14 protein-coding genes and 1 other RNA gene are annotated in these 19584 nt (G+C 66.6%); 3 read left to right on the top strand and 12 right to left on the bottom strand.

Features of this window, described 5'->3' with window-relative positions:
* Positions 1–82: 82 nt before the first annotated feature.
* From murD to rsmH, 7 genes are all read right to left on the bottom strand, one after another.
* Positions 83–1483 carry a UDP-N-acetylmuramoyl-L-alanine--D-glutamate ligase gene (gene murD / locus QX128_RS06220; protein WP_316236946.1) on the bottom strand — a complete coding sequence of 467 codons (1401 nt, stop codon included), beginning with the start codon at positions 1481–1483 and terminating at the stop codon, positions 83–85.
* A gap of 1 nt (position 1484) precedes the next feature.
* Entirely contained in the window at positions 1485–2591 is a 1107-nt protein-coding gene (mraY, locus tag QX128_RS06215) for a phospho-N-acetylmuramoyl-pentapeptide-transferase (RefSeq protein WP_315802113.1), read from the bottom strand.
* Positions 2592–2777: 186 nt separating this feature from the next.
* On the bottom strand, positions 2778–4154 hold the full coding sequence (murF, locus tag QX128_RS06210; RefSeq protein ID WP_316236945.1) for a UDP-N-acetylmuramoyl-tripeptide--D-alanyl-D-alanine ligase: 1377 nt from the start codon (positions 4152–4154) through the stop codon (positions 2778–2780).
* Positions 4151–5611: a UDP-N-acetylmuramoyl-L-alanyl-D-glutamate--2,6-diaminopimelate ligase gene (locus QX128_RS06205; protein WP_316236944.1), complete on the bottom strand. Its 1461-nt coding sequence runs from the start codon at positions 5609–5611 to the stop codon at positions 4151–4153. Before QX128_RS06205 ends, murF begins: the two co-directional genes overlap by 4 nt.
* 71 nt (positions 5612–5682) lie before the next feature.
* Positions 5683–7431: a penicillin-binding protein 2 gene (locus QX128_RS06200; protein ID WP_315802110.1), complete on the bottom strand. Its 1749-nt coding sequence runs from the start codon at positions 7429–7431 to the stop codon at positions 5683–5685.
* A complete protein-coding gene (locus QX128_RS06195) occupies positions 7428–7820 on the bottom strand; it encodes a hypothetical protein (protein ID WP_315713444.1) in 393 nt (130 codons plus the stop codon). The genes QX128_RS06200 and QX128_RS06195 overlap by 4 nt, the downstream gene beginning before the upstream one ends.
* Positions 7821–7823: 3 nt before the next feature.
* Positions 7824–8819 (bottom strand): 16S rRNA (cytosine(1402)-N(4))-methyltransferase RsmH, encoded by a 996-nt coding sequence (gene rsmH, locus QX128_RS06190; protein WP_316236943.1) that lies wholly within the window; start codon positions 8817–8819, stop codon positions 7824–7826.
* Positions 8820–9346: 527 nt separating this feature from the next.
* Between rsmH and QX128_RS06185 the strand changes: the two genes are divergently transcribed.
* Entirely contained in the window at positions 9347–10198 is an 852-nt protein-coding gene (locus QX128_RS06185) for an N-acetylmuramoyl-L-alanine amidase (protein WP_315802108.1), read from the top strand.
* 4 nt (positions 10199–10202) lie between these two features.
* On the opposite strand, the gene QX128_RS06180 is transcribed toward QX128_RS06185, so the two are convergent.
* On the bottom strand, positions 10203–11447 hold the full coding sequence (locus QX128_RS06180; RefSeq protein ID WP_316236942.1) for an RNA polymerase sigma factor: 1245 nt from the start codon (positions 11445–11447) through the stop codon (positions 10203–10205).
* A 33-nt stretch (positions 11448–11480) separates the two neighbouring features.
* The gene (locus QX128_RS06175) at positions 11481–11834 is read right to left on the bottom strand and encodes a YciI family protein (RefSeq protein WP_315802106.1); all 354 of its coding nucleotides are present in this window, start codon (positions 11832–11834) and stop codon (positions 11481–11483) included.
* Between the two features lie 140 nt (positions 11835–11974).
* On the opposite strand from QX128_RS06175, the gene rnpB reads away from it, so the two are divergent.
* An RNA gene (rnpB, locus tag QX128_RS06170) (RNase P RNA component class A) lies at positions 11975–12415 on the top strand.
* Between the two features lie 48 nt (positions 12416–12463).
* Here the strand turns inward: rnpB and QX128_RS06165 are convergent.
* The 3 genes from QX128_RS06165 to QX128_RS06155 form a co-directional block, all read right to left on the bottom strand.
* Positions 12464–14281 (bottom strand): ABC transporter ATP-binding protein, encoded by a 1818-nt coding sequence (locus QX128_RS06165; protein WP_316236941.1) that lies wholly within the window; start codon positions 14279–14281, stop codon positions 12464–12466.
* 272 nt (positions 14282–14553) lie between these two features.
* Positions 14554–16143, bottom strand: coding sequence for a DHA2 family efflux MFS transporter permease subunit (locus QX128_RS06160; protein WP_316181703.1), 1590 nt, complete (start codon positions 16141–16143; stop codon positions 14554–14556).
* Positions 16144–16357: 214 nt separating this feature from the next.
* Positions 16358–17686: an HlyD family secretion protein gene (locus QX128_RS06155; protein ID WP_316236940.1), complete on the bottom strand. Its 1329-nt coding sequence runs from the start codon at positions 17684–17686 to the stop codon at positions 16358–16360.
* 187 nt (positions 17687–17873) lie between these two features.
* Here QX128_RS06155 and QX128_RS06150 point away from each other — a divergent pair, with 187 nt between their 5' ends.
* Positions 17874–18512: a TetR/AcrR family transcriptional regulator gene (locus QX128_RS06150; protein WP_316236939.1), complete on the top strand. Its 639-nt coding sequence runs from the start codon at positions 17874–17876 to the stop codon at positions 18510–18512.
* The last annotated feature ends 1072 nt before the right edge of the window (positions 18513–19584 follow it).

The raw sequence follows: 19584 nt of genomic DNA, 5'->3' as shown, positions 1-19584 counted from the left end.
GAGCCAATGGCCGGCGTGCCTCAAGCTGCTCCCTGCGGGTATGGGTCCCGGCGTTCGCCGGGACGACAGCGGTGTTTGCGGCCTAGACAACCCGCTCCACACCCGGCAGCGCCTGCACCAGGTCGCGGAAATGCGTGCCGCGGATTTCGAAGTTGCGGAACTGATCGAAGGAAGCGCAGGCCGGCGACAGCAGCACGACGGCATCCTTTAATCCCGAGGCCTCCGCATCGGCGGCAGCCTGCGCGACCGCGACCTCCAGCGTGCCGGACATCTCGTGCGGCACCTTGTCGCCAAGCGTTCCGGCGAACTCGGAAGCCGCCTCGCCGATCAGATAGGCCTTGCGAATGCGCGGGAAGAAGCCGGCGAGGCTGGTGATGCCGCCCGCCTTGGGCTTGCCCCCGGCGATCCAGAAGATGTCGGCAAAGGACGACAGCGCATGCGCGGTCGCATCTGCGTTGGTGCCCTTGGAGTCGTTCACGAACAGCACGTTGCCGCGGCGGCCGACCTGCTCCATGCGGTGCGCCAGACCTGGGAAGCTGCGCAGCCCCTGCTGCAGCACATCCTCCCTGACCCCGATCGCGAGCGCGGCAGCGGCGGCGCAGGCGGCGTTCTGGGCGTTGTGTTGACCGCGCAGCGAGCCGATGCCACCGAGACGTGCGACCTCGCTGCGCGCGCCCCCCGCGCTGCGCTCGATCGTCTCGTGCTCGACGTACAGCCCATCCGCCAGCGGGTTCTTCACCGAGATGCGCACGACGCGCTTGCCGCCCCGGTCGAGCCGATCGGCGATCGCCCGCGAAAAACCGTCGTCGACACCGACGATCGCAGTGCCTTTGGACTGGACACCCGCCACCAGCCGCTCCTTCACCGCCGCATAGTTCTCGATCGTGCCGTGGCGGTCGATATGGTCCTCGCTGACATTGAGCAGGATGCCGACGCCCGGATCGAGCGACGGCGTCAGGTCGATCTGGTAGGACGACATCTCGATCACGTGGACGCGGCCCATGCGCGGCGGCTCCAGCGACAGGATCGCGGTGCCGATATTGCCGCCCATCTGGGTATCGTAGCCGGCGACGCGCATCAGATGCGCGATCAGCGCCGTCGTGGTCGACTTGCCATTGGTACCGGTGATCGCGACGAATGGCGCATCCGGCGCGTGCCGCCTGCGCTCGCGGCAGAACAGCTCGATGTCGCCGATCACCTCGACCCCGGCCTCGCGCGCCTTCAACACGCTCCAATGCGGGACCGGATGGGTCAGCGGCACGCCGGGCGCCAGCACCAGCGCGGCGAAGTTCGCCCAGGAGACGGTGCGCAGATCGGCGGTGATGAAGCCTGCCTTCGCCGCTTCCGTCATCCGATCGGCGCCGTCGTCGGCCGCGATCACCTCGGCCCCGCCGGCCCGCAGAGCATGACACGAGGCCAGCCCCGAGCCGCCGAGCCCGAACACGGCGACGGTCTTGCCGGCAAATGAGGTAACGGGGATCATGTCAGCGCAGCTTCAAGGTCGAGAGACCGACCAGGGCCAGCATCACCGAGATGATCCAGAACCGGATCACGATCTGCGGCTCGGTCCAGCCGAGCTGCTCGAAATGATGGTGGATCGGCGCCATCTTGAAGATGCGCTTGCCGGTCAGCTTGAACGAGGCCACCTGCACGATCACCGACACGGCCTCCAGCACGAACAGGCCGCCGATGACCGCCAGCACGATCTCGTGCTTCACCGCGACCGCGATCGATCCGAGCATGCCGCCGAGGGCCAGCGAGCCGGTGTCACCCATGAAGATCGACGCCGGCGGGGCGTTGAACCAGAGGAAGCCGAGGCCCGCGCCGAGCACCGCGCCGCACAGCACGGCAAGCTCGCCAGTGCCCGCGACATAATGGATCTGCAGGTAATCGGAAAACACCGCGTTGCCGGCGAGATAGGCGATCAGACCGAAGCTGGCGGAGGCGATCATCACCGGGACGATGGCCAGGCCGTCGAGTCCATCGGTCAGGTTGACGGCATTGCCGGCGCCGACGATGACGAACGCGCCGAAGATGACGTAGAGCCAGCCGAACTTGATGACGAGTTCCTTGAAGAACGGAATGGCAAGCCCGGTCGCGGACGGATCGCGCCCGAGCCGCACCAGCGCATAACAGGCGACCAGCGCGATCGCAGCCTCGATCAGCAGACGCAGTCTGCCGGCAAAGCCGGAATGCGACTGTTTGGTCACCTTCAGATAGTCGTCATAGAAGCCGACGAAGCCGAAGCCGAGCGTCACCGCGAGCACGATCCAGACGTAGGGGTTGAGCGGATTGGCCCACAGCACGGTGGAGACGACGAGGCCCGACAGGATCATCAGGCCGCCCATCGTGGGCGTGCCCTTCTTGCTGATGATGTGCGATTGCGGGCCGTCGGTGCGGATCGGCTGGCCCTTGCCCTGGCGCAGGCGCAGATGATCGATGATCCACGGCCCGAACAGGAACACGAACAGCGCCCCGGTGACGACCGCGCCGCCCGTACGGAACGTGATGTAGCGGAACACGTTCAGCAATCCGCGAAACACGGACAGGCTCGGAAACGTATTCGTCAGCTCGATCAACCAGTAGAACATCCAACCCGCCTATGCCGCCTCACCGAGACCGCGAACACGGATTCGCTCGCGAATCCGGTCCAGCCTCTTTTAACCATGATCGGGGCCGGGTGCGAATCATAGGCCGGCGGAAAGACCCGTCCGGCACGATCGCTTCGACCGCCAGTGGAAAATATCGTTCTGCCGCGCCGCGATATCGCCCGATTTTCAAGCGGGCCGCTGCAGCGCCGCGGCGAGCTTCGACACGAACTTGTTGACCCAGAAGATCTTCTTGCTGCCCTTGATGACGACGACGTCGCCCGGCGCCAGCAGCGCCGCGACCCGGCCGGGATCCAGCGTCACCGGATCCTCGTGCCAGCCGAGCCGCTTTGCGTGCGGCAGGCTGTCGAACAGGTGACGCATCAGCGGACCGACGCAATAGACGCCATCGACCCCGGCGAGATGAGCCACCATCCCCTGATGATAGGCCGGCGCCTCGGCGCCGAGCTCGAGCATGTCGCCAATCACGGCGATGCGCCGCCCCCGCACCGGTCGCGCCTGCAGACTGTCGAGCGCTGCCGCCATGCTGGCCGGATTGCCGTTGAAGCTGTCGTCGATGAGAACGATGTCGCCGACGGTCTGCTCGACGCCACGGCCCGTCATGATGCCGACATGGCCGAGCGTCGGCGCGAGCAGCGCCGGATCGAGCCCGGCCGCTGCGATCGAGGCCAGCGCCGCCAGCGCATTGTGCAGGCGATGCGGCGCACCGGGCGTCAGCGCGAATGCGACGCGACGACCGGCGACATCGGCGATCACATCCCAGGCTTCGCCGCGCGAGTTGTGCAAGAGCTCGCGCACCTCCGCATCGCCGCCGAAGCGGATCACCTTGCCCGTCCATTCCGGCGCCGCGAGATCTGAGGGAAGCACGAGGACGCCATCGGCTGGCAGACCGCGCGCGATCGAGACCTTCTCTTTCCTGATCGCTTCCAGGCTGCCGAGCTTCTCCAGATGCACCGGCTGGACGTTGACGACCAGCGCCACCGTCGGCTGCGACAGCTCCGTCAACCGCGCGATCTCGCCTGTCTGGTTCATGCCCATCTCGACGACCCAGACCGAAGCGGAGGGATCGGCGTTGCACAGCGTCAGCGGCACGCCCCAGAAATTGTTGAAGCTGGACGGACTCGCGGACGCGCCGGGATAGGCGGCGATGAATTCCTTGGTCGAGGTCTTGCCGGCGCTGCCGGTCAACCCGATCACCGGGCCGTGGAAGCGCGCCCGCGCGGCGCGCGCCAGCGCCCACAGCCCATCGATCAGCGTGTCCGGCACCACGAGCTGCGGCACGGTGACGCCATCGATCCTGTGCGGCACGATCATCGCCACCGCGCCAGCCGCTTCGGCGTTCGCCGCAAACTCCCAGCCATCGCGGCTGGAGGCAAAGCTCGACACGAAGCCGCCACTCGGCGTGCCGCTCAGCGCCACGAACAGGCTGCCGGGCTTCACCGCGCGGCTGTCCTGCGTGACGAAGTCGATTCGAGTCTCCGGATAGTCGCCGGTGAGGCCGAGCGCGCGCGCCGCCTCTGCCACGGTCCACAGCGCCTTCGTCATGATGTCCTCGATGCCAACGCGTCCGCGACCGCTTCATGATCGCTGAAATGCAGAATATTGCTGCCGATGATCTGTCCGGTCTCATGGCCCTTGCCGGCGATCACGAGCGCATCGCCGAGCTGCAGCTCGCCGATGGCGACCCGGATCGCCTCCGCCCGGTCGCCGATCTCGCGCGCCCCGGGTACGGCCGCCAGGATCGCGGCGCGGATCGCAGCCGGATCCTCGCTGCGCGGATTGTCATCGGTGATGATGACGCTGTCGGCCTCTTCGGCGGCGATCGCGCCCATCAAGGGACGCTTGCCGGTGTCACGGTCGCCGCCGGCGCCGAACACGACGACGAGTTTTCGGGCGGCATAGGGCCGCAGTGCATGCAGCGCCTTGGCGAGCGCGTCCGGCTTGTGCGCGTAGTCGATGAAGATGGGCGCACCATTGTGCTCGCCGACCAGCTCAAGCCGGCCCTTGGCGCCCTCGAGCTGCTCGAGCGCTTCGAACACGGCCTGCGGATCGCTGCCGGTGCCGATCGCAAGGCCCGCTGCGACCAGCGCATTCTCGATCTGAAACGCGCCGACCAGCGGCAGCCGGACCGCATGCATGCGGCCGCAATGCTGGATCTGGAGCTGCTGCGCAAAGCCGTCGATTGCAGCGGCCACGAGACGGATGCCCTCGCCCGCGCCATCGCCATGGGTCCCCACCGTCATCAGGCGAAGACCGCGCGTCTGCGCCGCAGCGATGACCTCCGGCGAGCACTCATGATCGGCCGAGATCACCGCAGGCCCGCCCGGCGGAACGAGATCGCGGAACAGCCTGAGCTTGGCGTTGAGGTAGTGCGTGATATCCGGATGATAGTCCATGTGGTCGCGCGACAGGTTCGTGAACCCGCCGGCCGAGACCCTGACACCGTCGAGCCTGAACTGATCGAGCCCGTGCGACGAGGCCTCGAACGCCAGATGGGTGACGCCGTCCTGCGTGATCTCGTCGATCTGCCGATGCAGCGCGATCGGATCGGGCGTCGTCAGCGAGCCGTAGACGGTGCGCTTGTCCGACACCAGCCCGACGGTCCCGATGCTGGCCGAGCTGTGGCCGAGCTTCTGCCAGATCTGCCGCGTGAAGGCGGCGACCGACGTCTTGCCGCTGGTGCCGGTGACGGCGGCAATCGTTGCCGGCTGGCGCGGATAGAACCGCGACGCAGCCAGCGCGAGCGCCCGCCGCGGGTTCGGCAGCGCGATGAATGGAACGGCCAGCCCTGCTCCAGATCCCGCCGCGCCGGCCACGGCGACCGCGCCGGCCGCGATCGCCGCCGCAATGAAGCGGGAACCATCGGTCTTGGTGCCGGAAAGTGCAAAAAACAGGTCGCCGGGCCGCACGGCGCGGCTGTCGACGGCGAGGCCGGATATCTCGACTGCGGCGATGGGAGCCTCGAGCGTCGCCTGATCGCCCAGGAGGTCGTGAAGTTTCATCCTGGTTCCGTGCCAGTCCTGGCCCCGCCCGGGGATGGCGGCAGCTCCAAAGCCTGCGATTCGACGACGGCTTACTGTGTCAGCCGCGATGCCGCAAGAATTTGGCGGTCGGACGGCGGCAGGTCGAACCGGGGCTCGATTCCCAGCAGCGGCCCGATCCGGGAGATCACGTTGCCGGCGGTCGGCACCGCGTTCCAGCCCGAGGTGATGAAGCCATAGGTTTCCTTCAACGGCTGCGGCTCGTCCAGCATGATCAGCAGCTGGTATTTTGGCTTGTCCGCCGGGATCACTGCGGTGAAGAGGGTCAGCACCTTCTTCTTGGCGTAGCGGCCGTTGATCACCTTCTCGGCGGTGCCGGTCTTGCCGCCGATGTAGTAGCCCTTCACGTCAGCCTTGCGCGCGGTGCCGATCTCGGCGTTCAGACGCATCAGATAGCGCATCTTTTCGGAGGTCTCCGGCTTGATCACGCGCTTGGCGACCTGCATCGCCTCCGCCTCGGTGCGCTTCATGAAGGTCGGCGGGATCAGATAGCCGCCATTGACCAGCGCGCTGACGCCCATCACGCCCTGCAGCGGCGCCACCGCCATGCCGTGACCAAACGCGATCGTGATCGTGTTCAATTCGCTCCAGCGCTTGGGCAGGATCGGCGAGGCACTCTCCGGCAACTCGGTGCGCAACCGGTCGAACTGGCCCATCTTGCGCAGGAATGCCTTGTGGCCCTCGACGCCCTGAGTCAAAGCGATCCTGGCGGCGCCGACGTTGGAGGAGAAGGTGAACACCTCCTTCATGGTAAGGAAGCGGCCCTTCGGCTCGTCGTCGTGAATGGCGAACTTGCCGTAGTGCAGCGGCCCGCGTGCATCCCACAGCGAGTTGAGATCATACTTGCCGGTGTCGAGCGCCATCGCGAGGGTGAACGCCTTGAAGGTCGAGCCCATCTCGTACACGCCCGTGGTCAGGCGGTTGATCCGGTCTGGATCGTGCGCTTCCTTCGGGTTGTTGGGATCGAAATCCGGCAGCGACACCATGGCGATGATCTCGCCGGTCCTGACATTGACGACGAGACCGGAGGCCGCCTTGGTCTTGAACTTCTCCTTGGCCTTGAGCAGTTCGTCGCGCAGCGCATGCTCGACGCGTAGGTCGACCGACAGTTCAACCGGCCGCTGCAGTCGGTCGGTGGCGAAGCCGGCGCGATGCAGGTCGGCGAGGCCCTGATTGTCGAGCCACTTCTCCATGCCGGCGATGCCCTGGTTGTCGATGTTCACCAGGCCGATCAGATGCGCCACCTCGTTGCCGGTCGGATAGACACGCTTGTTCTCGCGCAGGAAGCCGATGCCCGGCAGGCCGAGGCGATGAATGTCCTGCTGCTGCTTCGGCGTCATCTCGCGCTTCAACCAGACGAAGCCCTTGCGCGACATCAGTCGGTCGCGGACCTCGCCCGTATCGAGATCCGGCAAGGTCGCCGTCAGTAGCTCGATCGCCTCGTCCTTGTCGATGAGGCGACGCGGCTCGGCGAACAGGCTCGGCGTCTTCACGTCGGTGGCGAGAACGGCGCCGTTGCGGTCGACGATATCGGGGCGCGCGGTGGCGATGGCGTCCTGCTGCGCGGCGCGCCGCGCGCTCGGACCATCCGAGCCGATCGCGAACATCACGAGGCGGCCGCCGATCACCGCGTAGACGGCGGCAAAGGCAATGATCGCGAGGCCGACGCGCGCGCGCGCCTTGGCAGTCCGATCGACATCGCGCCCATACAGCAGCGTGCGCACCAGACGTTGCCGCCAGGGTTCCTGCGGCTTGACGTCGGGCCGAAGCTGATCGGTCATTGCTGATCCTCCGGGCGACGCACTGACCCGGTCACGGGGGGCTCTTCGTTGATCGCGTCGATCGCATCGATCATCGATCCGATCGGATCCGGATTGTCCGGTCGCGCAAATCGCGGGGGCCGCTCCGGCAGATTCTTCAGGCTGTCGTATTGCGTGGCGTTGAGCGGCTTCAGCGGCAGATGCCGCTCGACCAGCCCTTGCAGCCGCAGCGGCGCGTCGAGCTTGGCCCATTCCGCGCGCAACACTGCGATGGCCTCGCGCTGCTCGCGGATCTCGGCGCGCAATTGCAGCACGCGCTCGACCCGTGCCGTGGAGTCCATCTTGATGCGATAGACATAGGCCGCCGCGAAGATCAGCGAGCAGATCACGACGAGGTGCAGGAGGCGCATCGGTCAGCCTCCTCGCAGGACATCGGCCAGGCGCGGCCAGGGCGAAGAAGATGCCGAAGCGTGCGCCGGCGCGGCCGTACGCTCGGCACCGCGCAGCTTGGCGGACCGCGCCCGCGGATTGGCGTCGGTCTCGGCCTCCGCGGCCACGACCGGCTTGCGGTTGAGCAGTTGGAAGCTCGGTGCCTCCTGCGCGATCTCGGGCAAATGGCGCGAGCCGCCGCCGGTTCTGCTGCGCTCGGCGAGGAACGTCTTGACGATGCGGTCCTCGAGCGAATGGAACGAGACGACCGCCAGCCGGCCGCCCGGTGCCAACACGCGCTCCGCGGCCGACAGCGCCTGTTCGAGCTCGTCCAGCTCCTCGTTGACGAGAATGCGCAACGCCTGGAACGTGCGCGTCGCCGGATGGATGTCGCCAGGCTTGGATCTCACCACGCGCGCGACGATGTCGGCAAGCTGCCGCGTCGTCGTGACCGGCTGTTCCTTGCGCGCGGCCACGATGGCCCGCGCCACGGCGCGCGAGTGCCGCTCTTCGCCAAAGATATAGATGACGTCGGCCAGAGCGCGCTCGGCAGCGTGGGCGACGACATCGGCGGCCGTCGGTCCCGTGCCGCCCATCCGCATGTCGAGCGGGCCGTCGAACCTGAACGAGAAGCCGCGCGCGGCGGAGTCGAGCTGCATCGAGGAGACGCCGACATCCATCACGACGCCGTCGACATGCGTGAGGCCTTGCGATGCACAGATGTCGGCCAATGCCGAGAAGCGGTTCTCGACCAGTTTCAGGCGATCGCCCGCTTCGGCGAGGAGACCAGCGCCGCCGGCGATTGCAGTGCTGTCGCGATCGATCCCTATGACCCGTGTTCCCGCCGTCGCCAGGATCAGGCGCGTATAGCCGCCGGCGCCAAAGGTCGCATCGACGTAGGTTCCGCCGTCGCGCGGCGCCAGCATCTCGACCGCTTCGGGGCCGAGCACCGGGACGTGTCGCTGGTCAGCCGTACTCACGCGGCCGCTCCGCGAGCGCGCCGTTGCTTCAGACTGATTTTGGTCGGCAGCGAGCCCATCGCGCCTTCGATCCTCGCGCCCCGTCAACTCGCCAAGCCATCTCTCGGGACGCTCCGTCATCCGTGGAGCCGTCACGACATCAGCAGCACGATCCGGCCATGTCGAGACCCTCGATCCGACAGCGATCGCACGGCGCCGGAGCGCCCCGGAACCGGTTTCGATCGTAATCTGCCGTGCAGGACCTTGCATCGTGGCGGCTTGCCGTCCCGAAAGCCGGCTTGGCTCTTCACCACTCAGTAACGGCGTTTAGCGTTAACAAACCGTTGACGGTCTGTGGCGGATGTTAGGCACTTGGAGTGCGAAGCAGAGCCGGCGCTCCGGTCGGCGGACGTGCCGTCGCGATACAACGGTCGGCTCAATATCGAGGGCTCGCATGCGATTTCGATTGCGGCTGGGACATGTAAAAGAGTAGTGCCTGCCCATATCCGGTTTGAGCCATCGCCGCCGCCGTCCGCTTCGAGTCGTTCATGCCCAATCCCTCCGACAAGCCGGAATCGAAGCGTTCTCGTGCGCTGCCGATCCCCAAAGGCGTTGCCGACCTGCCGGTCTTTACGCCGGACTCGTCGGTCGCCTCCGACGTCATCCCGTCGGCCAATTTCGGCGAGCGCAAGGGCGGGCGCCAGCCGGACATGATCATTCTGCACTACACCGGCATGCCGGATGTCGAAGGGGCGATCACCAAGCTGTGTACCGCCGGCAGCGAGGTCTCCGCGCATTACGTCGTGCTCGAGGACGGACGCATCGTCCAGTGCGTGCCGGAGGCCTTGCGCGCATGGCACGCGGGTCTCTCGTCATGGGGCGGCGAGGAGGACATCAATTCCTGCTCGATCGGCGTCGAGATCGTCAATCGCGGCCACGATTGGGGCTATCCGGATTTCCCACCGCGGCAGATCGCGGCGGTGATCGCGCTGTGCCGGGGCATCATGCTCCGCCGCAACGTCCCGGCGCATCGCGTGCTCGGGCATTCCGACGTCGCGCCCGCGCGCAAGAAGGATCCGGGCGAGAAATTTCCGTGGCATTCGCTGGCGAATTCCGGCGTCGGCCATTGGGTGCAGCCGGCGGCGATCACCAAGGGCGAGACGCTGAAGCTCGGCAGCATCGGCGACGACGTCAAGGGCCTGCAGAAGGCGCTCGCCAAATACGGCTATGGCGTGCCGATCACCGGCAAATTCGACGGCATCACCATGGATGTGGTCACGGCGTTCCAGCGACACTTCCGCCCCGAAAAGATCGACGGCATCGCCGACCGCTCGACCTTGTGGACGCTGCATGCGCTGCTGACGAGCCTTCCGGCCGAGGATCAGGCGCCGCGCGCCTGACGCGTCAGGCCTCCGCGTCGAGTTCCCCGAGCCGGCGTGCATAGAGACGCCTGAGCGGCGCGAGCTGCGTCGCTGCGCTCGCCTCGCGATAGGCCGCGCTTGCCTCGTCGCGCCGGCCGAGCCGCCGCAGGAGGTCCGCCCGCACTGCCGGCAGCAGATCGTACTGCTTCAATCCGCCACGGGCGGCCAGCGCATCGACCAGCGCCAGCGCCCGCGCCGGGCCGTCGACCATCGAGACAGCGGCTGCATGATTGAGCTCGATCACCGGCGATGGTGCGATCCGCAGCAGAACCTCGTAGAGGCCCACGATCTGCCGCCAGTCCGTTTCAGCGTAACTGGACGCCTGGGCATGAAGCGCGGCGATCGCCGCCTGGACCGTGTAGGACTGCGGCAGCCCCTTCATGCCCAGCGCCTGTTCGACCAGCCCCAGCCCTTCGGCGATCTGCTCGCGATTCCACAGCGAGCGGTCCTGCTCCTCCAGCAGGACGATGTCGCCCGCCGCATCGGTTCGGCCGGCGCGCCGCGCATCGTGCAGCAGCATCAACGCGAGCAGGCCCTTGATGTCGCGCGCCTCCGGCATCAAGCCAAGCAGCAGCCGACCCAGCCGGATCGCCTCGCGCGCGAGATCCTCGCGAATCAGCTCCGTGCCGGAGGTCGCGAGATAGCCCTCGGTGAACACCAGATAGATCACGGTCAGGACGCCGCGCAGCCGCTCCTCGAGCGCCTCGCGTCCCGGAACCTCGTAGGGAATGCCGGCAAGGCGGATCTTCTGCTTGGCGCGGACCAGGCGCTGCGCCATCGCCTCCTCGCCGGTGACAAAAGCGCGGGCGACCTCGGCGGTGGTGAGGCCGCAGACCGTGCGCAGCGTCAGCGCGACCTGGACCTCCGGCGCGAACGACGGATGGCAGCAGATGAAGATCAGCCGCAGCATGTCGTCGTCGAGATCGGCCGGCGCGTCGGCGTCGTCGTTGGCGGCATCACGCTCGATCGCATGAACGATCTCCGCCTCCTTGTCGCGAAAATTGCTCCGCCGCCGGATGCGGTCGATGGCCTTGTTGCGGGCGACATTGACCAGCCACGCCCGCGGGTTGGCGGGAGCGTCGGACCCCCGCCATTTGAGCAGCGCCGCAGCGAACGCATCCTGCAGCACGTCCTCGGCCAGATCGAAGTCACCGACGAGCCGGATCAAGGTCGCGAGTGCGCGGCCGGCCTCATCGCGGAACACCTTGTCGATCGCATCGGGCGTCATCGGTGACCTTCTCGGCAGCGAGCCGCACCGGTCTCAATGATTGTATTGCCAGACCGGCCGCACCTCGATCGAGCCGAGCCGGGCGCCGGGAATCCGCGCGGCAATCCCGATCGCCTCGTCGAGATTCTTGGCCTCGATCATGTAGTAGCCGCCGAGCTGCTCGCGGGTCTCGGCGAACGGACCATCGGTGGTGAGGATCTTGCCGTCCCGCACCCGCACGGTGGTCGACGTCGTGGTCGGCTGCAGCCGATCGCCGCCCTTGTAGTTGCCGCTCGAGATGATGGACTGGGTGAAGGCCTGATATTCCGCCAGCATCTTGCCTTCGGCCGCCTTCTCCATCTTCGCGTATTCGACCTCGTTCAGATAGATCATCAACAGATACTGCATCGGACTTGCTCCTCATGTTCGGCTGGATCGCCGACATCCAGTCGAACGGCGCCGACATGGAACGACACGCGAAGGATAATATTTTTCGCCGGCATGGCGATGGCTTGACGTGCTGCTCGGAAAGCCCCATTCAGGCCGCATCAGTCGGCCGGACGGCCGCTCCGGCAAGCGCCGAAAGGCCGCCGGGGAGGAAAGTCCGGGCTCCATCGACATGCGGTGCCGGATAACGTCCGGCGGGGGCGACCCCAGGGACAGTGCCACAGAGAACGAACCGCTTCCTCCCGCGAGGGAGGCAAGTAAGGGTGAAAAGGTGCGGTAAGAGCGCACCGCGGGGCCGGCAACGGAACCGGCATGGTAAACCCCACCGGGAGCAAAACCGAATAGGGACGGCCACGCGGAGACAATCGCCCAGGCACTTTGTGTCAGGCGATGACGTCCGCGGGAGCGATGTCAGGCTCGCCGTCCGGGTAGGTTGCCCGAGGTCACGCGCAAGCGCGATCCCAGAGGAATGGCCGTCGCGTATCGTCATGCGCAAGTGTGGCGGTGCCCTACAGAACCCGGCTTACAGGCCGGCTGATATGTTCATGAGGGGCTCGGCGCCGACAGCGCCGGGCCCCTCACCATTTGTGTTATCCCGCCGCCGAGAGCTGGCCGAACTCGATGGCCTGCCGCTCGAACAGGCTGCGATAGAGTCCGCCAGGCTTGCCGACCAGCGCGGCGTGGCTGCCCTGCTCGACGATGCGGCCACGATCGAACACCAGGATGCGGTCGAGGCTGCGCACAGTTGCCAGCCGATGCGCGATCACGATCGCGGTCCTGCCCTTCATCAGCCGCTCCATCGCCTCCTGGATCAGCGCCTCCGATTCCGAATCCAGGCTCGAGGTCGCCTCGTCCAGGATCAGCACGCGCGCATCCGCCAGGAACGCGCGCGCCAGCGCCACCCGCTGCCGCTCGCCGCCCGACAGCTTGACGCCGCGCTCGCCGACGAGCGTACCGTAGCCCTTCGGCAGCCGCGTGATGAACTCATGCGCGTTCGCAAGCCGCGCCGCCTGCTCGATCTCCGCCTGGCTGGCGCCCGGCCGGCCATAGGCGATGTTCTCGGCCAGCGAGCGGTGGAACAGGATCGGCTCCTGCTGCACGATCGCGATCTGGCTGCGCAGCGAGTCCTGCTTGGCATGGGCGATGTCCTGCCCGTCGATCAGGATCCGGCCGCCGCTCACGTCGTACAGCCGCTGTACCAGCTTGACGAAGGTCGTCTTGCCGGAGCCGGAGCGCCCGACGAGGCCGATCCGTTCGCCCGGCCGGATGTCCACCGACAGCCGATCGTACAGCGGCGCACGATGGCCGCCATAATGGAACGTCACCGCATCAAACACGATGTGGCCGCCCGTCACGGCGATCGGCCTGGCATCGGCGGCATCGACGATGCCGATCGGCTCGCCATGGATCGCCACCAGCTCGTCCATGTCGTTGACCGCACGCTGCAAGTTGTTGATGTGCATGCCGACGTCGCGCAGATAGGCATGGATCACATAGTAGCTGGTCAGCACATAGGTGACGTCGCCCGGCGAGGCCCTGCCCGCCATCCACAGCAGGACGGCGCCGCCGATCACCGAGGAGCGCAGGCACAAGAGCACGCCGAGCTGCACCGCAGCCGTGGTGTTGTAGCGCAGCCAGGTGCGGTTGACGCGCCGGGACCAGCGGCTGACGACGCGCATCAGCCTGGAGTCCTCGCGCGCCTCGGCGCCGAACGACTTCACCACCGCATTGCAGCTCAGCGCGTCCGCCAGGGTGCCGCCGACCTTGGTGTCCCAGGCATTGGAGATGCGCGCCGCGGGCGCGATGTACCGGGTCGAGAACGCCACCGTCATCGCGACGTACAGCACCGCGCCGACGGCGATGACCCCACCCAGCGCGCCCCAATGCAGGCCGAGCAGCACCATCGAGCCCAGCAGCACCGACAGCGACGGCAGCAGGGCCAGCAGGATAGTGTCGTTGTAGAGGTCGAGCGCCCACATTCCCCGGGTGATCTTGCGCACCGTGGAGCCGGCGAAACTGTTGGCGTGCCAGTCGGTCGAGAACCGCTGCACGCGCACGAAGGCGTCGCGCGCCACGTCGGACATGATGCGCAGGGTGAACGGCACGATCAGTTGCAGGCCCGACAATCGCAGCACGATCGAGGCGAAGCCCAGCGCGACGATGCCGGCGAATGCCACCAGCGCGGCATGTCGCGCATCGCCGTTTGCCGGGCCGAGCGTCAGCGCATCGACGAGCTTGCCGGAGAACACCGGCATGAACAGGTCGGCGGCGGTGGCGCCCAGCAGCGCGCATGCAATGCCGAGGGTCATGCGCGGCTGCTTCCGCCAGTGGCGGAACACGAACGGCATCACGACGCGGATCGCGGCGGGACGCTTGTCGGCCTTCAGGCCGGAGACGTCGACGGTCATGGCATCATCCGGCCGCGCTCGCAGCGCCAGCCGGCTCCAAATAGTGCAGACGCGACGCGGCGCGCGATCTGCGGATGAGTAATCAGGCGTTGGGAAGTTAGGCGATGGTGCTCAAAGCGAGCGGCCGAACACCAGAACAGGCATCGAGCGGGTGCACGCGATCTGCAGATGCGATTCAGTCATGCAAATCTCCCCGGTTCGAGCGACAATTCTTGTTCCATACCATCGAGGGTATGATTTGGCAACCCGCAGGCCCCCGCGGGCCGCTCACGTCAATGTGCGTCGCCGCCGCCCGCCATCGGCGAGCTCGGCTTGTTGAGCAGCATCACCATGAAGCTGAGCGCGATGTAGAAGCAGGTCAGCATGAAGAACGCATCGCCATAGCCCATCACGACGGCCTGCCGATGCACGATCTGCGAGAGCTGCTTCATCGCCATCAAGGCCGAGTCGCCCATCCCCTGCAGCTTCTGCTGCAGCATGTTGAGGGTCTCCACCGCAGTGGCGTTGCCCCAGTTGACGCGCTCGTGCAGGCGGGAGATGTGCAGGTCGGTGCGATCGTTCAGCACCTGGTTGATCACGGCAAGGCCGACGGCGCCGCCGAGATTGCGCATCAGGTTGAACAGGCCGGAGGCGTTCTTGACCCGGTCGGGCGCGAGCGTGCCGAGCGCGATGTTGTTGGTCGGCACCATCGCGAACATCATGCCGACGCCGCGCAGAACCTGCGGCAGGAACAGCTCCCAGAAATCGTAGTCGCGGGTGATGCCGGTCATCTGGTAGGAGCCGATCGCGAAGATCACGAGGCCGAACGCGATCATCAGGCGCATGTCGACCTTCAGCATCAGCCGACCGACCACCGGCGCCATCAGGAACATGGTGACGCCGGAAACGAACATCGTCTCGCCGATCATCAGCGCACTGTAGCCGCGGACCTCGGCGAGATAGCGCGGATAGATGTAGGTCAGGCCATAGAGGCCGATGCCGATGCAGAACTGCAGCAGGCAGCCGACCGCGAAGTTGCGGTTGCCGAACGCGAAGAGGTCGACGATCGGCTCGTCCGCCGTCAGCACCCGCCAGAAGAAGCACACCGCCGAGACCGCGCAGACCGCGGCGAAGATCGCGACCGAGGTGTCCTGCAGCCATTCATATTGCGGCCCCTCCTCCAGCACGTATTCCAGCGAGCCGAGGAAGCCGGCCATGAACAACAGGCCCCACCAGTCGAACCGGTCGAGCAGCTCGAAATGCGGCTCGTCGAAATCGACCAGCGCCAGCACGCCGATCGTGATCAGGATGCCCGGCGGGATGTTGACGAAGAACAGCCAGTGCCAGGACATCGCGTCGGTGATGTAGCCGCCGACGGTCGGGCCCACCGTCGGCGCCAACGTGGCGACGAGCCCGATGATCGGACCGACGATGTGGAATTTGGTGCGCGGAAACACCGTGTAGGCCGAGGCGAACACGGTCGGGATCATGCCGGCGCCGAGGAAGCCCTGCAGCGCGCGCCACAGGATCATCTGCTCGATCGAGGAGGCGAAGCCGCACAGGAAGCTGGAGATGGTGAAGCCCGCCGCCGAGATCGCGAACAACAGCCGCGTGCCGAGCGCGCGCGACAGGAAGCCGGACAACGGAATCGCGATCACCTCGGCGATCAGATAGGCGGTCTGCACCCACGACACTTCGCTGGAGCTCGCCGACAGTCCCGCCTGGATCTCGGTCAGCGACGCCGACACGATCTGGATGTCCAGGATCGACATGAACATGCCGAACACCATGATCAGGAACGCGATCAGACGCCGCGGCGCGATGCGGTCGGACGGCGCCGCCGGCGCGCTCATGGTGGGGTTGGCTGTGGTGGCGGTGGCCATGGTCAGTTAGTCCGCTTGGATCGAGGACCGCGCCGCATTCCCGGTGCGCTCCCCTCCCCCTTGTGGGGAGGGGCTGGGGGAGGGGGCCCACAACGGCGGTCTCGCCCGGAGTACCCCCCTCCCCAGCCCTCCCCCACAAGGAGGGAGGGAGCTGACTTCCGATGACGCGACAGCTCGTGCCATCGCATCAGTTCAAAATACTTTCCCTGTCCAACTACTTCCCCTGCACCGTCGCCGATGCGTCGAGGTCGGCGTCGGTGTCGGCATCCTTGGCGTCGGTGGTGTCGACGGTGACGTAGACCGACATGCCGGCGCGCAGCAGGTTCTGCCGCGCCACCTCCTTCGGCACGCGGATGCGCACGGGCAGGCGCTGCACGATCTTGGTGAAGTTGCCGGTGGCGTTGTCCGGCGGCAGCAGGGTGAACACCGAGCCCGAGGCCGGCGAGATGCTGTCGACCACGCCCTTGAAGCCGCGCGCGCCATAGGCGTCGACCTTGATCGTGACCGGCTGGCCCTGACGGATGCGCCTGAGCTGGGTTTCCTTGAAGTTCGCATCGATGAAGACGTCGTCGAGCGGCACGACGTTGCCGAGCCGCTGGCCGACCGCGATGAAGTCGCCGGTGTTGACGAGGCGGTTGGAGAAGGTGCCGTCGACCGGCGCGCGCACGGTCGCGAAATCGAGATCGCGCTCGGCCTTGGCGAGCGAGGTCTTGAGCTCGGCGAGCTGCGCCTGGGCCTCGACCTGCTGCGCCTTCGTCACCTCGACATTGTCGCGCGCAGCGTCGTACGCGGCACGCGCGGCGCGGACCGCCGCCATGCCCTGGTCGCGCGCGGCCTCCGACTGCTCGAAGGTCGCATGCGAGGCAAAACCCTTGCTGCTCAGCGCCTGCTGGCGCTCATAGTCGAGCCCGGCGCGCTTCATCGCGGCTTCGGATGAGGTGAGATTGGCCTGCGCCTGCTCGGCGGCGCTCTGCTGCGCGGCGACCTGGCGGCCGATGCGCGCGATGGTCGCCTCCTGCGTGGCAATCTTGGTGCGCGCGGCGTCGACGGCGATCCTGTAGTCGCCGTCGTCGATGCGGAAGATCACGTCGCCCTTGCGAACCACCGAATTGTCCCGCGGCACGATCTCCTGGATGTGTCCGGAGACGCGCGCGCCCAGCATGGTGTTGTTGGCGCGGACGTAGGAATCGTCGGTAGAGACCATGAAGCGGCCGACCAGATAATAGTGCGTGGCATAGCCGGCGGCGGCGAGCGCGAGCAGCACGCCGATGCTGGCCAGCACCCGCTTGCGCTTGCCGGATTTCGGAGCCGCGGCGGCCACGGCCTGCGGCTTCGCGCCCGCGGGAGCGCCGGCCGGCGCGGGCCGTTCGGATGGAGCCTCGGTGCTGACGTCGGCCTTCAGGTCGCCAGGCTTGGCATCAGCAGGCTTGCGCTGCGCCGTGTCGCTGGCCTGCGGCCGGACCGGCTCAGACCTCGTCTGTTCCGGCGCTTCATCAGCGTCCGGACGGCGCGCCCGTACAGCCTGGTCTCTCGCAGCGGCCATCAGAGACTCCCACCCATGACAGCGGGGCCGTCGAGGCCCCGAAAATTCCGACCGAACCGTTCGGTCAATCCATATCTATCATTGACCGAACCGTTCGGTCAATCTATATCTTCGCTACCGCAACATATCCGCGCAGATGCTTTTGTGACGTTGGCGCCGGCCAAATCTTCGGGAACAGCCTAAACCAATGATTGAGGCGGACCACACCACCACCCAGACGACGTCGGACGACGATTCCTCGAAGCGCCGACAGATCCTCGAGGGCGCCCGCAAGGTGTTCATGGACATGGGCTTCGACGGCGCCAGCATGGGCGAGATCGCGCGCGTCGCCGGCGTCTCCAAGGGCACCCTCTACGTCTACTTCGCCGACAAATTCCGCCTGTTCGAGGCGATCGTCGCGGAGGAGACCGTGCATCGGGGCGCCTCGAACTTCAGCTTCGATCCCGCGCGCGATGCCGCGACCGTGCTGTATGAATTCGGTACCGCCTGGATCGCGGTCGTCTGCCGCCCCGGCGGCGGATCGGCGATCCGCACCGTGATGGCGATCGCCGAACGCATGCCGGAGGTGGGGCGACGCTACTATGATTGCGTCATCGAGGGCACGATCGGCCGGCTCGCCGCCTATCTGCAGGCCCGCGTCGATGCCGGGGAGCTCGCCATCGACGATTGCCACCTCGCCGCATCGCAATTCCAGCTGATGTGCCAGGCGACGCTGTTCCTGCCCTTCATCTTTCAGGGAGCCCCCGCCCCCTCGCCCGACGAGACGCACAAGGTGGTGGCGAGCGCTGTCCGCATGTTCCTCGCGACCTACAGCATCAAAAGTTGAGACGCCGCTGACCGCAGCGATGCGCGCGCCGATGTCGGCACGACAGATATCGGCGCCAGACATGTCAGCCCGAGATATGTCAGCATGAGACATGCGCTCTCCTTCTCGCGGCTGGTGACGCCCGAGCTTTGCAATCGGATCACCCTCTGATCGATCGGAGGGTGCAGGGAAGGCCGGGCGCTGGCCGCGCCCGTGGCCCGCCTGCTCAAAAAAATGCAGGCGGCAGGTACCACAGGTTCAGCCGAGATCACCCGGCCCTCCCTGCGCGATGGGCTTACGATTTATACGTACTCTCCCCGGTGTCCGGGCTTGTAGCCACCGTCGTCAGCGCGATGCGCACGCATCGTCGCCAACTTGACGCCAGCATCGGGGCGCCAGGACCATACGACTTCATCGTCCTGCCGGTCGCGTTCGTCCGCTCGCGATTCCAGCGCGCTGCGCGCCGACAGGCCACCGCTCCCCGCCTCCAACGCTCGTGACGACCGCGAAACGTCCCTCTTCGATCGAGGCGGGATGGAGGGAGACAACCATGAAATTCGGAAAAATGGAAGCAGAATATTTTTGAGTGGGGGACTGGACAGGGCAAATCAGCTTGATGTGGTTGAAGAAATCAGTATCCACGCGCACGCCGTTTCCGGCGTTCGCGAACGTAGCTCCAGCGTCATTGCGAGCGAAGCGACGCAATCCAGGGCGTCACGCGCGACTCTGGATTGCTTCGTCGCTTCGCTCCTCGCAATGACGATGGAGCGGGCGCCACGCCACACACGCGCCGTCATCGCCCCGCCTTCCGAGCGATCCAGTACGCCGAGGCGCACGTGATGGGGCCGATAGGCCGCGGCTTATTGCATCCCCGCCTGCGCGGCCATGACGGCGGAGGGTGCGGAGGGCCGTCCGCTCCAAACTCCGCGTCGTCCCGGGTTGCCCGCGCTGCCACCAAATAAACAGTGTCATCCCGGGCAAGGCCGCCAACGCGACAGCGTTCGCGGACGCCGACCCGGGATCCATACGCCGTGGCGGATGTGGCTAGGCGGGATGGAGCGGCCATCGTTCCTCGAACTCCTCCTTGTGGTTA

The organism is Bradyrhizobium sp. SZCCHNR1015 (genome assembly GCF_032489875.1).
Taxonomy (GTDB): Bacteria; Pseudomonadota; Alphaproteobacteria; order Rhizobiales; family Xanthobacteraceae; genus Bradyrhizobium.
This window is presented reverse-complemented; position numbering and strand designations above follow the sequence as displayed.